Annotated in this window: 13 protein-coding genes; 8 read left to right on the forward strand and 5 right to left on the reverse strand. The window is 71.3% G+C overall.

Annotation, left to right across the window (positions count from 1 at the left end):
* Positions 1–18: 18 nt before the first annotated feature.
* Together OO69_RS01935 and OO69_RS01940 are read left to right on the forward strand one after the other, a co-directional pair.
* Positions 19–819: a 3-hydroxybutyrate dehydrogenase gene (locus OO69_RS01935; RefSeq protein ID WP_033278538.1), complete on the forward strand. Its 801-nt coding sequence runs from the start codon at positions 19–21 to the stop codon at positions 817–819.
* Positions 820–896: 77 nt separating this feature from the next.
* Positions 897–2,849 carry a helix-turn-helix domain-containing protein gene (locus OO69_RS01940; protein WP_033278539.1) on the forward strand — a complete coding sequence of 651 codons (1,953 nt, stop codon included), beginning with the start codon at positions 897–899 and terminating at the stop codon, positions 2,847–2,849.
* Between the two features lie 46 nt (positions 2,850–2,895).
* Here the strand turns inward: OO69_RS01940 and OO69_RS01945 are convergent, their stop codons facing one another.
* Together OO69_RS01945 and OO69_RS01950 are read right to left on the reverse strand one after the other, a co-directional pair.
* The gene (locus OO69_RS01945; RefSeq protein ID WP_033278540.1) at positions 2,896–4,308 is read right to left on the reverse strand and encodes an MFS transporter; all 1,413 of its coding nucleotides are present in this window, start codon (positions 4,306–4,308) and stop codon (positions 2,896–2,898) included.
* A 136-nt stretch (positions 4,309–4,444) separates the two neighbouring features.
* A complete protein-coding gene (locus OO69_RS01950) occupies positions 4,445–5,239 on the reverse strand; it encodes an SDR family NAD(P)-dependent oxidoreductase (protein WP_033278541.1) in 795 nt (264 codons plus the stop codon).
* 280 nt (positions 5,240–5,519) lie between these two features.
* Between OO69_RS01950 and OO69_RS01955 the strand changes: the two genes are divergently transcribed.
* Positions 5,520–6,419: a hypothetical protein gene (locus tag OO69_RS01955; protein WP_234444307.1), complete on the forward strand. Its 900-nt coding sequence runs from the start codon at positions 5,520–5,522 to the stop codon at positions 6,417–6,419.
* 242 nt (positions 6,420–6,661) lie between these two features.
* Here the strand turns inward: OO69_RS01955 and OO69_RS01960 are convergent, their stop codons facing one another.
* Positions 6,662–6,958, reverse strand: coding sequence for a Dabb family protein (locus OO69_RS01960; protein WP_033278543.1), 297 nt, complete (start codon positions 6,956–6,958; stop codon positions 6,662–6,664).
* Positions 6,959–7,136: 178 nt separating this feature from the next.
* Between OO69_RS01960 and OO69_RS01965 the strand changes: the two genes are divergently transcribed.
* From OO69_RS01965 to OO69_RS01980, 4 genes are all read left to right on the forward strand, one after another.
* The gene (locus OO69_RS01965) at positions 7,137–10,295 is read left to right on the forward strand and encodes an AfsR/SARP family transcriptional regulator (RefSeq protein ID WP_234444308.1); all 3,159 of its coding nucleotides are present in this window, start codon (positions 7,137–7,139) and stop codon (positions 10,293–10,295) included.
* Positions 10,296–10,507: 212 nt separating this feature from the next.
* The gene (locus OO69_RS01970) at positions 10,508–11,908 is read left to right on the forward strand and encodes an FAD-binding oxidoreductase (protein ID WP_033278779.1); all 1,401 of its coding nucleotides are present in this window, start codon (positions 10,508–10,510) and stop codon (positions 11,906–11,908) included.
* A 6-nt stretch (positions 11,909–11,914) separates the two neighbouring features.
* Complete coding sequence (locus OO69_RS01975) at positions 11,915–12,178, forward strand: zf-HC2 domain-containing protein (RefSeq protein WP_033278545.1); 264 nt, start codon at positions 11,915–11,917, stop codon at positions 12,176–12,178.
* A 231-nt stretch (positions 12,179–12,409) separates the two neighbouring features.
* Positions 12,410–12,979: a sigma-70 family RNA polymerase sigma factor gene (locus tag OO69_RS01980; RefSeq protein ID WP_033278546.1), complete on the forward strand. Its 570-nt coding sequence runs from the start codon at positions 12,410–12,412 to the stop codon at positions 12,977–12,979.
* 462 nt (positions 12,980–13,441) lie between these two features.
* Here the strand turns inward: OO69_RS01980 and OO69_RS01985 are convergent, their stop codons facing one another.
* Both OO69_RS01985 and OO69_RS01990 read right to left on the reverse strand, forming a co-directional pair.
* Positions 13,442–14,452: a zinc-binding alcohol dehydrogenase family protein gene (locus tag OO69_RS01985; RefSeq protein ID WP_420707846.1), complete on the reverse strand. Its 1,011-nt coding sequence runs from the start codon at positions 14,450–14,452 to the stop codon at positions 13,442–13,444.
* A 181-nt stretch (positions 14,453–14,633) separates the two neighbouring features.
* On the reverse strand, positions 14,634–14,996 hold the full coding sequence (locus OO69_RS01990; protein ID WP_051800713.1) for a winged helix-turn-helix transcriptional regulator: 363 nt from the start codon (positions 14,994–14,996) through the stop codon (positions 14,634–14,636).
* 135 nt (positions 14,997–15,131) lie between these two features.
* Between OO69_RS01990 and OO69_RS49325 the strand changes: the two genes are divergently transcribed.
* Positions 15,132–18,302, forward strand: coding sequence for an AfsR/SARP family transcriptional regulator (locus OO69_RS49325; RefSeq protein ID WP_051800714.1), 3,171 nt, complete (start codon positions 15,132–15,134; stop codon positions 18,300–18,302).
* Positions 18,303–18,334: the final 32 nt, after the last annotated feature.

The following is an 18,334-nucleotide window of genomic DNA, read 5'->3' on the forward strand; positions in this document are numbered from 1 at the left end:
GCTGTCTAGGCTCGCCCCATGACCGTGCCCAACGCCCTCCCGGGGACCCACGCGAACCTCCTCGACCTCAGCGGCCGTACCGCCCTCGTCACCGGTGCCGCCGGCGGTATCGGCCGCGCCTGCACGCTGCGGCTGGCGGCGGCCGGGGCGAAGGTCAGAGCGGTCGACGTGGACGCCCCGGGACTGGCGGCGCTCGCCGAGCAGGCGCAGGGCCTCGCCGGCACCGTCGAACCGCACGTCCTCGACCTCACCGACCTGGACGCCGCCGAGCACGCCGCCGCCGGTACGGACGTCCTGGTGAACAACGCGGGGCTCCAACTGGTGCGCCCCATCGAGGAGTTCCCGCCCGACGTCTTCCACACGGTGCTCACCGTGATGCTGGAGGCGCCCTTCCGGCTCATCCGCGGGGCCCTGCCCCACATGTACGGGCAGGGCTGGGGGCGGATCGTCAATGTGTCCTCCGTCCACGGGCTGCGCGCCTCCGCCTTCAAGTCCGCGTATGTGGCCGCCAAACACGGTCTGGAGGGACTCTCCAAGACCGCCGCCCTCGAAGGCGCACCCCACGGCGTCACCTCGAACTGTGTGAACCCCGCCTATGTGCGCACCCCCCTGGTCGAGCGACAACTCGCCGACCAGGCACAGGCGCACGGCATCCCCGAGGAACGCGTGCTGACCGAGGTGCTCCTGCAGGACAGCGCGGTCAAACGGCTCATCGAACCGGAGGAGGTCGCCGAGGCCGTCGCCTATCTCTGCGGCCCGCACGCGTCCTTCGTCACCGGCACCTCGCTGGTACTGGACGGCGGCTGGACCGCGCACTGAAGCACCGGGCGCGCAGGCGATTCTCGAGTTATCCACAGGCCTGACCGGCCGGCCCGGCGATGGGGAATCCTGTGAGCATGTCCAGCGATCACGTGCAGTCCGCCGAGCGCTCCGCCACCGCCACCGGTGCCGCAGCGCGACCGAGCAGTGCCGAGACGCCGTTCCTCGACCTGCTGGCCCGGGGCGCCTCCGCCGACGCCTACGAGCAGCCGGTGCTGCTCGCCCGCGCCGACGGAAGACCGGCCGAGGCGATCGCCGGGCTCGAACACGCCAAGGTGCTCGCGCTGCGCGTGCGTTCGGAGCTGGAGGAACGCCGACGGCGCGAGGCCGAGCTGTCCGCGCTCTTCGAGACGGCCCACGACCTCGCAGGACTGCGCGACCTCGACGCCGTACTGCGGGCGATCGTCCAGCGCGCCCGGTCGCTGCTCGGCACCGACATCGCCTACCTCAGCCTCAACGACCCGGCCAGGGGCGACACTTACATGCGGGTGACCGAGGGCTCGGTCGCGGCCCGCTTCCAGCAGCTGCGGCTGGGCATGGGGGAGGGGCTCGGCGGACTCGTGGCCCAGACGGCACGGCCGTACGTCACCGACGACTACTTCAAGGACGACCGCTTCCAGCACACCCTCACCATCGACACCGGGGTGCGGGACGAGGGGCTGGTGGCGATCCTCGGGGTGCCGTTGATGCTCGGGCACCGTGTCATCGGGGTGCTGTTCGCGGCGGACCGGCGGGCGCGGGTCTTCGAGCGGGAGCAGATCGCGCTGCTCGGCTCCTTCGCCGCGCTCGCCGCGGCCGCCATCGACACCGCGAACCTGCTCACCGAGACGCGCTCGGCCCTGGCCGGTCTGGAGCGCGCCAACGAGATCATCCAGGACCGCAGCGGAGTCATCGAGCGCGCGTCGGACATCCACGACCGGCTGGCCGAACTCGTGCTGCGCGGCGGCGGAGTCCACGACGTGGCTGCCGCCGTCTCCCAAGTCCTCGACGGAGTGGTCGAGTTCACCGAGATCGACGCCGCTCCCACGAAGGCGCTGGAGGCGTCCCGCGTCGAAGGTCACGCGGTGCGGCACCGGGACGACTGGATCGCCGCCGTGGCCGCCGGCGGCGAACTGCTCGGCGCGCTCGTGCTGCGCGGCCACCCCGGCCTCGACCCCGTCGACCAGCGCACCCTGGAGCGCGCCGCCATGGTCACCTCCCTGCTCCTGCTCGCCCGGCGGTCGGCCGCCGAGGCCGAACAGCGCGTGCGCGGCGAGCTGTTGGACGATCTGCTCGACGCCCGTGACGGTGACCCACGGCTGTTGCGGGAGCGTGCGTCCAGACTGGACGCCGACCTGGACGCCACCCATGTCGTCCTCGCCGCCCGGCTGGACGGCACGGCCGGCGACGCAGACCAGGAGGCCGCCGCCCGCAGACGCCTGTGGTCCGCCGCCTCGCACCTCGCCGGGACCCGGCACGGACTGGCCGCCGCCCGCGACGGCGGCACGGTTCTCCTGCTGCCACTCGACCCCGGCGACACCGCCACGGACCTGGCCCGGCGCACCGCCGCCCACCTGGGAGCGGCGGTCCACGAAGCGGTCACCGTCGGCGCCTCCGCCCCCGTCGAGAAACCCGGTGCCCGGCCCGACGTAGTGGTCGCCGCCTACGAGGAAGGGCGTCGCTGCCTCGACGCCCTGCGGCTGTTGGGCCGTACGGGAGACGGCGCCGCCGCCGAGGACTTCGGCTTCCTCGGACTGCTCCTCGCCGGGGACCGGGACATCGGGGGCTTCGTCGAGCGGACCATCGGGCGGCTCGTGCGGTACGACGAGCGGCGCCGTACGGATCTGCTGCGCACGCTGGACGCCTACTTCGCCTGCGGCATGAGCCCGGCCCGGACGAAGGACGATCTGCACGTCCACGTCAACACCGTCGCCCAGCGGCTGGAGCGGGTGGGCCGGCTCCTCGGCGAGGACTGGCAGGAACCGGGACGTGTCCTGGAGATCCAACTCGCCCTGAGACTCAGGAGGTTGGCTGCTCCGGCGCGGCGGTGACCCTCGTAGGCGCGGGGCGTACGAGGGCCGGTGCCGCGCACGGTGGTCAGGCGGTGCGGGCGTCCGCGGCGTCCTTCGCGGGAGCGGTCGTCGCGGCCCGGTCGTCGGTGGTGGACTCGATCTCGGTCAGGTCGCGGTGCCGGGTCTCCTTGGCCAGGCCCACCGCGATCAGGGTCAGGACGACCGCCGCGATCACATACAGGGCGATCGGGGTCGAGCTGCCGTAGTCGGCCAGCAGGGCGGTGGCGATCAGCGGGGCCGGGGCGCCCGCCGCGACCGAGGCGAACTGGGCGCCGATGGAAGCGCCGGAGTACCGCATCCGGGTCGCGAACATCTCGGAGAAGAAGGCGGCTTGGGGCGCGTACATCGCGCCGTGCAGGACCAGGCCGACGGTCACGGCGAGGACCAGGTTGCCGAAGTCGCCGGTGTCGATCAGCGAGAAGAAGGGGAACATCCACAGCCCGATGCCCACCGCGCCCAGCAGATACACGGGCCGGCGTCCGATCCGGTCCGACAGGGCGCCCCAGGCCGGGATGACGGCGAAGTGCACGGCGGAGGCGATGAGTACGGAGTTCAGGGCCGTCTGTCGGGAGACGCCGGCCGAGGTGGTGGCGTAGACGAGGATGAAGGCGGTGATCACGTAGTAGCTGATGTTCTCCGCCATGCGGGCGCCCATCGCGACGAGGATGTCGCGCCAGTGGTGGTGCAGTACGGAGACGAGCGGGAGTTGCTCGGGGGCGGTGCTTCCGGATGTTGTCCGGGCGGCGGCCTTGCGGGCCTGTGCCTGGGCCAACGCCTCCTGGAACACCGGGGATTCATCGACGGACAGACGGATCCACAGACCGACGGCGACCAGGACACCGGAGAGCAGGAACGGGATGCGCCAGCCCCAGCTGCCGAAGGCCTCGTCCGAGAGGACGGCGGTGAGCAGGGACAGCACGCCTGTCGCGAGCAACTGCCCCGTGGGGGCGCCGGTTTGGGGCCACGACGCCCAGAAGCCGCGCCTGCGGGCGTCTCCGTGCTCCGAGACGAGCAGGACGGCTCCGCCCCACTCGCCGCCGAGCGCGAAGCCCTGCACCAGGCGCAGCGCGGTGAGCAGGACCGGGGCCGCAGCTCCGACGGTCGCGTGGGTCGGCAGCAGCCCGATGGCGAAGGTCGCCCCGCCCATCAGCAGCAGGCTCAGCACCAGCAGCTTCTTGCGGCCGAGCCGGTCGCCGTAGTGCCCGAAGACGAGGGCACCGAGGGGGCGGGCCGCGAAACCCACGGCATAGGTCAGGAAGGAGAGCAGGGTGCCGACGAGCGGGTCGGAGTCGGGGAAGAACAGCTTGTTGAACACGAGGGCGGCCGCGGAGCCGTAGAGGAAGAAGTCGTACCACTCGATGGTGGTGCCGATGAGGCTGGCGGCGACGATGCGTTTGAGGTTGGCGGGGGGTGGGGGAGCGGGGGTTGCCGAGGCCATGTGCGCCACTTCCTTGGGTGCCGTGGGGACGGGTACGTGATGGCACACGGTAGGAAGGGGCACGTCAGCGGCACATGTGGTGGGACACCATAGTTCTGGGGGACGAAGTGCGTGCGGCGACTATGAGTTGAGGGCGCTAGGGCAGGATCGAGTCGATGTATCCGCCGTCGACGCGCAGGGCTCCGCCGGTTGTGGCCGAGGCCTGGTCGGAGCTGAGGTAGACGACCATGTGGGCGATCTCCTCGGGCTCGATCAGCCGTTGCAGCAGGGACTGCGGCCGGTGCTTCCGCATGAACTCGCGCTGGGCCTCGTCCCAGGGCAGGTCGCGGTCGACGAGTTCGTAGACGAAGTCCTCGACGCCGCCGGTGTGGGTCGGGCCGGCGATGACCGAGTTGACCGTCACGCCCGTGCCCGCCGCCTGCTTCGCGAAGCCGCGGCCGACGGCGAGGAGGGCGGTCTTGGACATGCCGTAGTGGATCATCTCGGCCGGGATGACGACCGCCGAGTCACTGGCGATGTTCAGGATCCGGCCCCAGCCGCGTGCCGTCATGCCCGGCAGGTACATGCGGGTCAGCCGGACCGCGGCCAGCACGTTCACCTCGAAATAGCGCCGCCACTCCTCGTCGCTGATCTCCAGCGGGTCGGCGGAGCCGAAGATGCCCAGGTTGTTGACGAGGATGTCCACCTCGGGCAGCGACTCCAGGACGCGCTGGGCGCCCTCCTCGTTCGCGACGTCGGCGGCCACGGGGACGAAGTCCGCGCCGGGGACCTCCGCCGCGAGCCGCGCCACACCCTCCGCGACCCGTTTCTCGTCCCGGCCGTTCACCCCGACCCGGGCGCCGGAGCGCGCGAGTCCGGCGGCGATCGCGGCGCCGATGCCCTGCGTCGAGCCCGTCACCAGGGCGGTGCGTCCGGTCAGATCGATCTGCATGTGGAACCAGTCCCCTTGTGTGTCTGCGCGGTCTTGTTCGTCCTGTGTGGTGGCACGTCTGCTGTCAGCCTGGCGGCAGGGCGATCGGGCCGCCACTTCGGCGGATTCGGACGGGCGCGGTACTGCTCCTGGCCGGGTACCGCCCGCCGTCAAAAGTCCGGACCTGAATTCGACCCCTTGGTGAACCTCCCCGTATCCCTGTGCGTAGCCAGTGCGGTGCCCGCGGCGATCCCGTGGGCGCGTACCCATCGTCGACGGACAGGAACGGATGGACTCAATGATGAGATCTAGGACCGCGACGCGACTCCCGCTCGACCGTCCCGCCCGCTCGCTCACCAGCCGTGGGCGCGCGTTCGGCGTGGCGCTGGCACTCGGCGCGTTGCTCGCGTCGGGGGCCACAATGACCCTTGCCGCTCCGGCAGTTGCCGCGACGGGGGACATCAAGTGCCCGTCCGCGGACTGTGTACGGATCGCGCCGGCGGCCGGTTCACCGGTCGCCATCGCCTCCGACAACGCCGGCTCGCTGTATCTGGCGTACTCGGGAGGCGATCTGCTCAAGCTCGACCTGGCCACCGGAGCGCTCGACACGGTCACCACCGGGCTCGGCAACCTCCGCGGGGTCGCCGTCGCCGACGGCAGCGCGTACATCACCGCCTTCGACGGCACGCTCCAGCAGGTCACCCTCGCCACGGGCGCTCGCCGCACCCTGGCCGCCGGCCTGCCCTCGCTCTTCGGCGTGGCCCGCTCCGGCACCACGACCTATGTCACCGACGGCAACGGAGAGATCGTCGCCGTCCCGGACGGCGGGACATCGCGCGTGGTGGCCACGGGGCTCGGCTTCTCCTACGGCCTCGCGTTCGACAAGGCGGGACTCGCCTACACCGCGGACATGGGCCAGGGCCGCATCCTGCAGACGAACGTGACCACCGGTACGACGCGGGTGCTGGCGAGCGAGGCCTACGAACCCACGTCGATCTCGGTGGGCGGCGACGGCCTCGTCTACTTCATGGTCGGCGACGAGGTGAAGCGGGTGAACGCCGCCACCGGGGTGCAGTCCCACGTCACCAACCTCCTCGGGATCAACGGCTTCAGCTTCTCGCTGACGGCGTCCGGGGAGGCGTACATGGCCGGTGGCGCGGGTGACGGTCTGTGGCGGATCTCGGGCCTGACGTCGCGATGATGCGGTAGGCGCCAGTGATCGGGGAAGGGTGCCCGGCGGGTTTTCTGCCTGCCGGGCACCCTGCTCGGCCGGGTGGCGCGGGCCGCGGCTGACGTACAGGTGGACCGGGCCGGTCAGCAGCACGGCGAGGAAGTAGCCGTAGACCGGGGGCAGTTCACCTTGGCGGGTGGGGTGACCTCGGGGTTCCCCCCACGCGGGAGGCGATCGACGCCCGCAACGCGAGGCTCCGGGCGTCACGGGCCTCAGATGTGGATGTCCACGACCACCCACGAAGCGTGGTGCATCCAGTGGGCGATCGCGGCCAGGTGCGCGGGGTGGTTGAAATAGCGCTGGAAGGCGGCGGTGTCGTCGAAAAGGCTGTTCAGGGCGAAGTCGTAGGAGGCGGGCGTCTCGTCGAAGACGTGCCATCCGACTTCCCACTGGCGGATCTCGGGGATCTCCTGGTCGAGTCTCCGCACGAGTTCGAATCCCTCCGTGACCTCGGGGGATTCGCGCGTGAGGCCTTCGTTGAGCTTGAAGAGGACGATGTTCCGGATCATTTCCGCTCCTGATGCCGTGTCGTGCCGCGACGAACTCGGTGAACGTTGACGGCTACGGCGCGTCCCACGACTTGGTTCACCACGAGGGACCTCGACGGACGTCGACCCGGGCCGCCGGCTCCGCGACGCGCCGACGAGCCCTTCGGGGCTTTCGGCCGGCCACGGCAGGATGGCGGGCATGCGTTTTCGACTGCTCGGCCGACTGGAGCTGGTGACTGCCAACGGCGCGGTCGTCCCGCCCGGCGCCGTGTCCCGGGCGATCGTGGGACGGCTGCTGCTCGCCCGCGGGGCGGTCGTACAACGCGACACCCTCGTCGACGAACTGTGGGAGGAGCGCACCACTAAGAACCCGGTCGGCGCCCTTCAGGTCCAGATGGCCAAGCTGCGCGCGGCGTTCGCGGCGCGGGGCGAGGACAACCGCCTGTTGTTCGACCACGGCGGCTATCGGATCGTCCTGGGACCGCAGGACGAGATCGACGTACCCGACTTCGAGGCCGTGGTCCGGGACGGGCGTGAGCATCTGGCGGCGGAGGAGTACGAGAAGGCCGAGAGCGAGCTGCGGCGGGGGCTGTCGATGTGGCGCGGCCGCGCGCTGGACGGCCTGGAGGGACGGGTCTTCGAGACCGAGCGGACCCGCCTCGAGGATCTGCGGCTGGGCGCTCTGGAGGACGCGGCCGCCGCGGGCCTCGAACTCGGCCGCGCGAAGGAACTGATCCCCGAACTGCAGGCCCTGCTGTCCCTCGCACCGCTGCGCGAGCGGTCCCGGGCCCGACTCATGCTCACGCTCTACCGCTGCGGGCGGTTCGCGGAAGCGCTGGAGGTCTACGACACGGGGCGTCGGCTGCTGAAGTCCGAACTCGGTGTCGCTCCCTCGGAGGAACTGCGTTCCCTGCACGGCGCGATACTCCGCCACGATCCGTCTCTCCAGGGGCCCGAGGCGTCCCGGCAAGGGCCCGAGCCGGCTGTCCGAGGGACGGTCACCCGGCCCGACCGACCTTCCTCACCGCGCACAGACGTCCGGGAGCCGAGCTCCGTCTCCTGTGAAGGCAACCTGAGCCGACCCCTCGGCCCGTTCATCGGCCGGCGCAAGGAACTGGCAGCGCTGTGCGAAGTCGTCGGCCGGGAGCGGCTGGTGACCGTGCTGGGACCGGGCGGCGTCGGTAAGACCCGGCTGGCGCTTGAGGTGTGCGCGCTGGTCCAGCCGTCCCGCGGCAACGTCTGGTGGGTCGACCTGGCCCCGGCCGACGACGCGAACGTGCTCGCGGTGGTGGCCTCCGCGCTCGGCCTGTCCGACACCGCCGTCCGGCCGGACCAGCCGCCGCACGACTATGTGCACCGGCTCACCTCGTTCCTGGCCGGACGCTCGGCCGTCCTCGCCCTCGACAACTGCGAGCACCTGCTCGACGCCGTCGCCCCACTCGTCGCGACCCTGCTGGGCCGGTGTCCCGAACTGACCGTCCTGACCACCAGCAGAGCGCCGCTGGAGGTCGCGGCCGAGGTGCTGTACCCGCTCGCGCCGATGCCGGACGAGGAGGCCGCGGACCTGTTCGGCACCCGCGCCGCGATGATCGACCCGTCCTTCGCCCCGGACGCGGCGGCGCTGCACGACATCCGCCGCCTCTGCCGCAGGCTCGACGGACTGCCGCTGGCGGTGGAACTCGCCGCCGCGCACGTCCGGCTCCTGACCGTCCGGGAGATCGAGGCCCGCCTCGACAACCGCTTCACCCTGCTGATCAAGGGGGAGCGCACCGCGCCCGCCCGACACCGCACCCTGCGCGCCGTCCTCGACTGGAGCTACGCCCTCCTCGACACCACCGAACAGCGGCTGCTGACGGAACTCGCCCTGTACGTGGGCGGCTGCTCCCTCGACATCGTGGAAGCGGCGACTCCCCTGCCGGGGGCGGACAGTGCCGAACTGCTGCACGTCCTGGGGCAGTTGGTCGACAAGTCCCTGCTCGTCCCGGTCTCCACGCCCGACGGCAACCGGCTGCGGATGCTGGAGACGGTCCGCGAGTACGCGCTCACCCGGCTCCGCGAGGAGGGCCGCGCACCGGAGGCCGAGGAACGGCTCATGACGTGGGCCGCCCGCTTCGTCCGTGACGGCAGCGCGGGACTCTCCTCGCCCGACCAGCGGGAGTGGGCCAGGCGCCTCACCGAGGAGTCCGCCAACATCAGGGCGGCGTCGGACCTGATGTCGGCCCGGTCCAGGCAGGCCGAGGCCCTGCTGCTGGAGGCGCGGCTGGGCTACTTCTGGTTCATCAGCGGCCGCGAGGAGGAGGGAATCGACCGCCTTCAGCGCAGTCTTCAGGCCTACGACGCGACAGCGGGCCGGCGGACCGCGGAACCCACCGAGGACGACGAGTGGGCGCTCTTCTACACCATCGCCTGGCTCACCTGGCTCCATCACGTGGCCGGACACCACACGGAAGCCAGTTCCTATGTGGACAGGCACAAGGAGGCATGGCACTACGCGAAGAACCCCGACCTCGCCGTCCTGGGCCGCTGCTACGACGCGCTCCACGCGATGCTCAACGGGCACGACGACGTGGAGGAACGCTTCGCCGCGGGGGAGGCCGCCGTGGTGGACACGGAATTCCACTGGGACCGGGCGGTCCTGCAGACGAACTGGTCGACCTACTGCCTCCAGCACGGGGACACCGAGGGCGCCCGGCGGCACGGGCTGATCGCGGTGGCGGCGTCGCGCGCGGCCGACGACGACTTCGCCCGGGTCTTCTCCCTCACCCTCTGCGGCGACGCGGACGAGAGCGACGGCCTGCGCGCCCGGGCCCGCGAGCAGTGGACCGAGGCGGCCCGCATCCTGCGTGCCGTGGGGGCGCGTACCCGCTGGGCGTATGTCCTGCTCAGGCTGGTCTGCCTGGACATCACCGAGCGGGAGTTCGCGTCGGCCGAGCAGCGGTTGGCGGACGTGAGCCGGCTCGCGGACGAACTGAGTGCCGACGATCTCCAGGCGGCGGTGGCCAACCTGCGCGGGGTGCTGGCGGTCCGGGCCGGTCGTTTCGCGGACGCGGAGCGGATTCTCCACGGGGTCTGGCACTGTCCGGCAGCGCCGCCCGACCGCAGAGCCGTAGCGGCCGTCGGTCTCGCGGTGATCGCGACCTTCGGTCCGCCGAGCCCCACCGCCCCGGACGTCGCGCGGGCCTGGATCGACCGGGGGCGCCGGACGCACGCCGGACTGCTGGAACCGCTCGCCCGGCACGCGGTGGGCGTACTGCTGGACAGGCTGGACGCCCACCACGGGACGAACCCGCCGGGCGGGACGCACCCACAGTGCGACTGGCTCGCGGACAGTCCCTCCGTGCTGGCCGCCTTCAGCTGAGCGACTCCGGCCGCGGCGGGCGGGGTCGGCTACGAGTCGTACGCGGACAGTGAACCTCTTCGGGGTGTGCGCCGTAGCAGCGACCAGACGGCACCTGGTCCCCGGGACGTCTCCGTCGCCGTGTCGCGTTGCGTCAGGTCGCGGAGCCGTGTCCCTCGCTGTGCCAAGTGACCGTCGGACAGGGCCGGTTCTCCGACGAAAGGCACAGCACCATGACCGAGTACCAGGGGCGGATCGTTCTCGGAGAGGACACCGTCGCCGAACTGGCCGACCGGATCGAGGGATCCGTGTTCGCCCCGGACGACGCGGGCTACGCGGGAGCGGTCGCGGGCTTCAACTCGCGCTCGCGGCAACGGCCTTGCCTCGTCGTCGCCGCGGCCGGCGCCGCCGATGTGCGGGCCGCGGTCGGTTTCGCCGCCGCGCGTGACCTGCCCGTCGGGGTCATGGCCACCGGGCACCAGCCGTTCCCCGCCGAGGACGACTTCCTGCTCGTCACGACAGGTGCGATGCGCGCCGTCGAGATCGACGCCGAGCGTGGCGTGGCCCGGGTGGCCGCGGGCGCGCTCTGGTCGGACGTCGTGGAGCCCGCCCAGGCGGAGGGACTGGCGCCGCTGAACGGATCCAGCCCGCTGTTGGGAGCCGTCGGCTCCACGCTCGGCGGCGGACTCAGCCCGTTCCTCGGCCGGTCCTACGGCTGGGCCGCCGACCACGTCGTGGCGATCGAGGTCGTCACACCGGACGGTGAACTGCGGCGCGTCTCCCCGGAGTTGGAACCGGAGCTGTTCTGGGGCCTGCGCGGCGGACGCAGCAACTTCGGGATCGTGACCGAGCTGGAGATCAGGCTCTTCCCGGTAACTTCCTTCTACGGCGGCGGAATCTACTTCCCCGCCGAGAACGTCGAGGCCGTCCTCCGCACCTTCCCCGAGGTTGTCCGCGACGCACCCGACGCCTTCACCTGCTCGGTGGCGCTGCTCAACTTCCCGTCGGTACCGGAGATTCCGGAACTCCTGCGCGGCCGCTTCCTCGCCCACGTCCGGGTCACCCACCTCGGCTCCGACGAGGAGGCCGAGAAGCGCATCGCACCCTTCCGGGCCATCGGCGAGGGCGTCATCGACACGGTCGGCCGTCATCCCTACGGCGCGTACGCCCTCGTGCACGCCGACCCGGCCGATCCCTTCCCGTACGAGGAACAGGGCGCCCTGCTGGCCGAGTTGCCGGCGCGGGCCGTCGAATCCCTCGTGGAGAGCGCCCAGTTGGCGGCCGGCGGACTCGTCACGGTGCTGGAGATCAGGCATCTCGGCGGGGCGCTGGCCCATCGGCCGGTCGCGGCGAGCCCCATCGCGGCCCGGGACGCCGTGTTCACCGTGCGGGGAGCGACCGTCGGACCGCCGGAGGTCGTCGACGCCGGGACGGCCATGCTCAGCGGGCTGGTCGAGCGGCTGAGCCCCTGGTCCACGGGGCTGGCGTACACGAACTTCGCCGGGCGGGACGACCGGGCGGAGAACGTGTTCACCGCCGAGGACCTGGAACGGCTGCGGGTCCTGAAGCGGCACTACGACCCGCGCAACCTGTTCCGGGTCAACAACCACAAAGTCGCTCCGGAACAGCGGTGACCTGCGGTGAACTGCGAGCAGGACAGACCCGAACTGGCCGCGTACGCCCTGGCGGCCCTCGATCCCGCGGACGCCGTACGCGTCGACGGCCATGTACGGGAGTGCCCGGCGTGTGCGGCCGACGTGGACGGGCTCCGCACCACTCTCGCCGCCGTCCGGACCCTGCCCGGCGACGAGTTGCTGGGCGACTGGTCCGGCAAGCTCCCCGGACTGCGGGAGGCGGCGGTCCGCGCTGCCCTGGCGGAGATCCCGGGGGTGGCCGGCTCCTGAGCAACCCCGGCACCCCGGCTCCCGCACGCCTGTAGGGCATGTCCGCGTGCTCGGCGGGGCGCCCTTTCCCGCGCCTTTCCTGCAGCTGTCCTGCGTCTGTCCTCGCGGACGCGGGCCGGGCAAGCGGAGATCAAGCCGCCGGCAAGGGGTCCCCCCGAAGGTTTCCCCGTTCAGCTTTCAACGAATTGGCGCGCCGTGCATCGACCCACGGCGCATCGGGGGAACGTGGCCATGAGGCACAACACAGGAATCCGGGACGTACGGCCGGACCGGACCGGCGCACCGCGCGACAGGGCGCGCGACGAGGCGTTCATCCGCGCCGTCTACGACAAACACGGGGTGTTCCTGCTGAGGGTGACCACCGGACTGCTCTGGGGCGACAGCCATCAGGCCCAGGACCTGGTCCAGGAGGCCGTCCTGCGCGCCTGGCAGAACGCCGGCATCCTCGATCCCGAGGCGGAGGGCATCCGGCCGTGGCTCGTCGCGGTCGTCCGCAACCTCGTCATCGACGGCTACCGGGCACGCAAGGCCCGGCCGCCGGAGACGATCGACACCGCGCTGAACGACATGCCCGGCCCGGAGTCCATGGAATCGGCCCTCACCAGGAAGATCGTGCGCGAGGCGTTGGCCGACCTGACCCTGCAGCATCGCGAGATCCTCGTCCACGTCGAGTTCCTGGACCGGTCGGTGGCCCGGACGGCGGAGACGCTGGGCATACCGCCGGGCACGGTCAAGTCCCGAACACACCTTGCTCTCAAGGCACTTCGGGCCGCGCTGGCCGAGCGGGGGTACACCCCGTGAGCGGCCGGCGATGCTGAGAGAGCGTGACGCCCGCCCGGAACGCGCAGAGGGAGCGCCGACGACCTCGGCGCTCCCTTTCTCGGCACACGGTCCCGTAATGGCGGACGGATATAGCCCGTTACCGAGCCACCCGGTCCACGGCGGTCTCACGCCGGGCCGCCCGCTGACGCGCTTCCTCCACCGCGTTCCGCTGCTCCGCGGTGAGTCGATTCATCAGCCGTTCGTTGTTGACCCAATCGTTCAGAAGGGCGTGACAACCCCCCAGGCTCAGGGAGTACGCCCACATACTTCGCCCTCGCCTGGTTCCGTTCCATTCATGTGCCCAGCTGAGCAGGTGGCCTATTCTCTGCTCCTGCGTGAACCTCATCAATTGCATGCCCGTCACCTTTCTATGGTTACGAGAAGGCCTGCTCTTCATCCGCCCTGTAAACGGAGCGAGGAAGAAGGAGGTTCACAGCGGACTCAGAATCCGGTGAGCGTCACCTTGCCGATGGTGCTGCCGGACTCCAGGATGCGATGCGCCTCGCGCAGGTGCTCGGCGTTGACGGTGCCGAGGTCCCGCGTGGCCGTGGTCCGCAGGGCGCCCGCGTCCACAAGGTGGGCGATCCGGTCGAGGATGTGGTGCTGCGTCACCTGGTCCGGGGTCTTGAACAGCGAGCGGGTGAACATGAGTTCCCAGTGGAAGGAGATGCTCTTCGCCTTCAGCAGGCCGATCTCCACGGGGCCGAAGTCGTCGATGGCGATCAGCCCGCCGAACGGCTTGAGCATGTCGGCGTACGCGGCGAGGTTCCGGTCCGTCCCCGCGGTGCCGAAGATGTGGTCGATCCCGCCGGGCGCCACCTCGGCCACCTGCTCCGGCAGCGGACGGTGGTGGTCGACCACATGTGTCACGCCCATACGACGGGCGAACTCGACGGTCTCCGGCCGGGAAGCCGTGCCGATCACGGTCAAGCCGGTGAGGGCTCGGGCCAGTTGAGCGACCATGGCCCCCACGCCGCCCGCCGCCGCGGTCACCAGCAGGGTGCCGGTCTCCTCCGTGGCGCCCTCGCGCAGACCGAGGCGTTCGAACAGCCCCTCCCAGGCGGTGAGGGAGGTCAGCGGCAGCGCCGCCGCCTCGCCGAAGGAGAGCGTGCGGGGCTTGTGGCCGACGATGCGCTCGTCGACCGTGTGGAAGCGGGAGTTGGTGCCCGGCCGGTCGATCGCGCCGGCGTAGAAGACCTCGTCGCCGACCTCGAACAGCTCGACCTGCTCCCCGACCGCGACGACCGTGCCGGCGGCGTCCCAGCCGAGCACCTTGAGCTCGCCGCCCGGGTCGTTGCTCTGCCGCACCTTGTAGTCGACGGGGTTGACCGCGACGGCCTCCACCTGGACCAGCAGATCGTGGGGACCCGGCTGCGGCACGGGCAGTTCGACGTCCACCAGGCTCTCGGCGTCGTCGATCGGCAGGCTCTTGCGATACGCGACGGCGGGCATCGTCGCCGACTGCCGGGTCTCACTCATCATGGATCTCCTCGACTCGTGCGGTGGGCCGACGAGGACCGGCGGCCACGACCCGCAAGGTACCTATCGGGAGGTAGTAACCATCAAGGGATCCTGCTTCCCAATGGAAACCATCCAGGTAGGAAGGGCGTGAGGAGCCCCGCGTGTCGTGAGATCAGGCCGATTCCGGGAACCGGTCGATGTTCTGCTCCACCCAGCTGCGCAGATGGGAGAGCGGGGCGCAGGCGTCCTTGCCGAGCGGGGTCAGGCTGTACTCGACCCGCGGCGGGACCTCGGCGTAGATCTCGCGGTCGATCAGGCCGTAGTCCTCCAGGCGGCGCAGCGTCTGGGTGAGAACCTTGGGGCTCACACCCTGCAGCCGGGCACGCAGCGCGCCGAAGCGCTGGGGTCCGTCCTCGAGGGCGCCCAGTGCGAGGGCGCTCCACTTGTTGGCGAGCAGGTCCAGCATGTCGCGGCAGGGGCAGGCCGCGGAGTAGACGCTCTTGGGGTCGTCGCAGAGGCCCGATGTCTTGGTCATAGGCCAACAGTACCCAATGGGTACTAGTATCCCTTGCGGGTAACCACCGCCTGCCTCGTACGGTCATGGGCATGCTCGGAATACAGGTGGGAAATCCAGGTTTCGGGCATCGGAACCGCCGATGAAGGCTGACACATGAACGACGACGCCCTGCACCTCCGACTGCTCGGCCGCCTGGAACTGGCCGACGGGAGCGGTGCCGTCGCTCTTCCGGGAGCCGTCTCCCGCGCGATCGTCGCCCGGCTGCTGCTGGCCGGGGGAGCGGTCGTCCACCGCGACACCCTCATCGACGAACTGTGGGAGGAGCGTGAGGCGAAGGACCCGGTCAACGCCCTCCAGGTCCAGGTGACGAAGCTCCGCGCGGCCCTCGCGACCCGGGGCCGCGACGGACGGCTGCGGTCGCAGTACGGGGGATACCGCTTCGTACTGGCGCCGGAGGACGAACTCGACACGGTCCGCTTCGAGACGACGGTCCGCGAGGGCCGCGAGCACCTGGCGGCCGGGGCGCACCGGCAGGCCGAGGACGTTCTGCGGCGGGGACTCGCCCTGTGGCGGGGCCGCGCCCTGGACGACCTGAAGGGCCGGGTCTTCGACGCCGAGCGCCTGCGCCTGGAGGAACTCCGCCTGGGCGCACAGGAGGACGCGGGCGCGGCGGGTCTCGAACTCGGCCGCGCTGCTGAACTGGTCCCCGAACTCACGGCACTTGTGTCCGCCGCGCCGCTGCGGGAACGGTCCCGGGCGCGCCTGATGCTCGCGCTCCACCGGTGCGGGCGGCACGCCGAAGCGCTGGACGTGTACGAATCGGGCCGCAGACTCCTGAGGTCCGAGCTGGGCGCCGACCCGTCCCCCGAACTCCGTTCCCTGCACGACGCGATACTCGCGGGCGACCCGCGTCCCGGGACGGCGGCCACGGACCCCGTACGGCTGTCCTCGGCTCGCCCCGATCCCCGCCCGACGGACCGCCCCGCTTCCCATCCGACGCCCGGCGAAGGCGGTCCCGACCATCCCCTCGGCCCGTTCGTCGGCCGCGCCGAGGAACTCGACGGGTTGCGCGCGGCCCTGGGTCGCGAGCGGCTGGTGACCGTCGTAGGGCCAGGCGGTGTCGGGAAGACCCGTCTCGCGCTTGAGGCGTGTGTGCTGACGCAGCCCGCGTACGACGGTGTGTGGTGGGTCGATCTGGCGGCGGCTGACGGCGCGGGTGTCCTCGCGGCGATCGCCGGAGTCCTGGGGCTGTCGGACGCGTCGGTCCGGCCCGATCAGCCGCCGCACGACTATGTGCGCCGGCTCACCTCGTTCCTGGCCGGACGCCGGGCGATGCTCGTGCTCGACAACTGCGAGCACCTGCTCGACGCGGTCGCCCCGCTCGTGGCGGTCCTGCTCGGCCGGTGCCCCGCACTCACCGTCCTGGCAACGAGCAGAGCCCCGCTGGCAGTTGCGGGCGAGACGCTGTATCCCCTGGCGCCGATGGCCGACGGTGAGGCCGCCGACCTGTTCAGCACCCGCGCCCTCATGATCGACCCGTCCTTCACCGCGGACGAGACGGCCATGCACGACATCCGCTCGCTCTGCCGCAGGCTCGACGGACTGCCCCTCGCGGTCGAACTCGCCGCCGCGCACGTGCGGTTGCTGCCGGTGTGCGAGATCGAACTCCGCCTTGACAACCGCTTCGCCCTGCTCGCCAAGGGCAAACGGACCGCTCCCGCCCGGCACCGCACCCTGCGGGCCGTCCTCGACTGGAGCTACGCCCTCCTGGACGCCACCGAGCAGCGGGTGTTGACGGAACTCGCCCTGTATGTCGGCGGCTGTTCCGTCGAGTTCGCGGAGACGGCCATCTGCCTTCCCGGGGCGGACTGCCACGAGATCCTGCAAGTACTGGCCCAACTGGTCGACAAATCCCTCCTGTTCACCGTCTCGACGCCCGACGGAAGCCGGCTGCGGATGCTGGAGACGGTCCGCGAGTACGCGCTGGACCGGCTCCGGGCCGAAGGAAGGGCCGCGAAGGCCGAGGAATGCTTCATGGCGTGGGCCCTGCGTTTCGTAGAGGAGAGCACCGACGCCAACGCGCCCGGCGACCAAGGGGAGTTGATCCGGCGGCACACCGCGGAGTCCGCCAACATCAGGGCGGCCTCGGACCTCATGATGGCCCGGTCGAGGGCACCTCAGGCCCTGTCGCTGGAGGCACGGCGGGGCAGCTATTGGATCATCAGCGGCCGTGAGGAAGAGGGCATCGACCGTCTCCAGCGCAGTGTGCTGGCCCATGACGGGGCTGCCGCGGAGCCCACCGAAGAGGACGAGCGGGCGCTCTTCTACGCCCTCGCGTGGCTCGTCTGGCTCAACCACGTCGTCGGTCGGTACGCGGAGGGCGGTCACTTCATCGACCGGTTCAAGGAGGCCTGGCGCCAGGCCAAGAACCCCGACCTCGCTGTCCTGGGCCCCTGTTACGAGCCGCTCCACGCCATGCTGACCGGGCAGGACGACGTGGCGGAGCTCTTCGTACGGGCCGAACAGGGCGTCGCGGGCACCGAGTTCCACTGGGACCGGGCGATCCTCCAGACCAACTGGACGACGTACTGCCTCCAGGTCGGCGACATCGACGGTGCCCGCGGCCACGGCCGGACCGCCGTCGCGGCGGCCGTCGCCTCCGGCGACGACTTCGCCAGGGCGTGCACCCTCACGCTCCGCGGCGACGCGGACGAGAGCGCCGGCCTCCGCGACCGCGCCCGCGCGCACTGGACCGAGGCGGCACGCATCCTCCGTTCCATCGGCGCGCGCGGCCAGTACGCGTACGCCGCGCTCAGGATCGTGTGCCTGGACATCGCGGAGGGCGCGGTCGAGACGGCCGAGGACCGGCTCTCGGAGGTGGTCCGCCTCGCGGACGAACTGAGCGCGGACGACCTCCGGGCGGCGGCGGCCATCCTGCGCGGAACCCTGGCGTTCTACGGCGGCCGCTTCGAGGACGCGCGGACGATCTTCGCCGCCGTCTGGGACAGCCCCACGGCGCCGCTCGACCGCCGGGCGATGGCCGCCGTGGGCCTGGTGGCGGTGACGACGTTCGGCCCGCCCACCCCCTCGGCGTCCGGCGACGCGAGGCTGTGGATGGACCGCGCCGGGGAAGCGCTCGACCGGGTACGCGAGCCGCTGGCCCGCCGAGCGGTCGGCGCCCTGCTGGAGAAGCTGGACGCCTACTTCACGTCCGGTCCCAGCGGCGCGATCGGGACGGACCATGTGCGGGCCTGGCTCTCCAACAACCCTTCCCTGCTCGCCGGTTTCACCGGAGTGCTGAACGGCCCGGGCCGGCATCGCTGATCCGCGAAGTCCCGTACCCGCACTGCTTTCGA

The organism is Streptomyces sp. NRRL F-525, from assembly GCF_000716605.1.
In the GTDB taxonomy this organism is placed as follows: domain Bacteria; phylum Actinomycetota; class Actinomycetes; order Streptomycetales; family Streptomycetaceae; genus Streptomyces.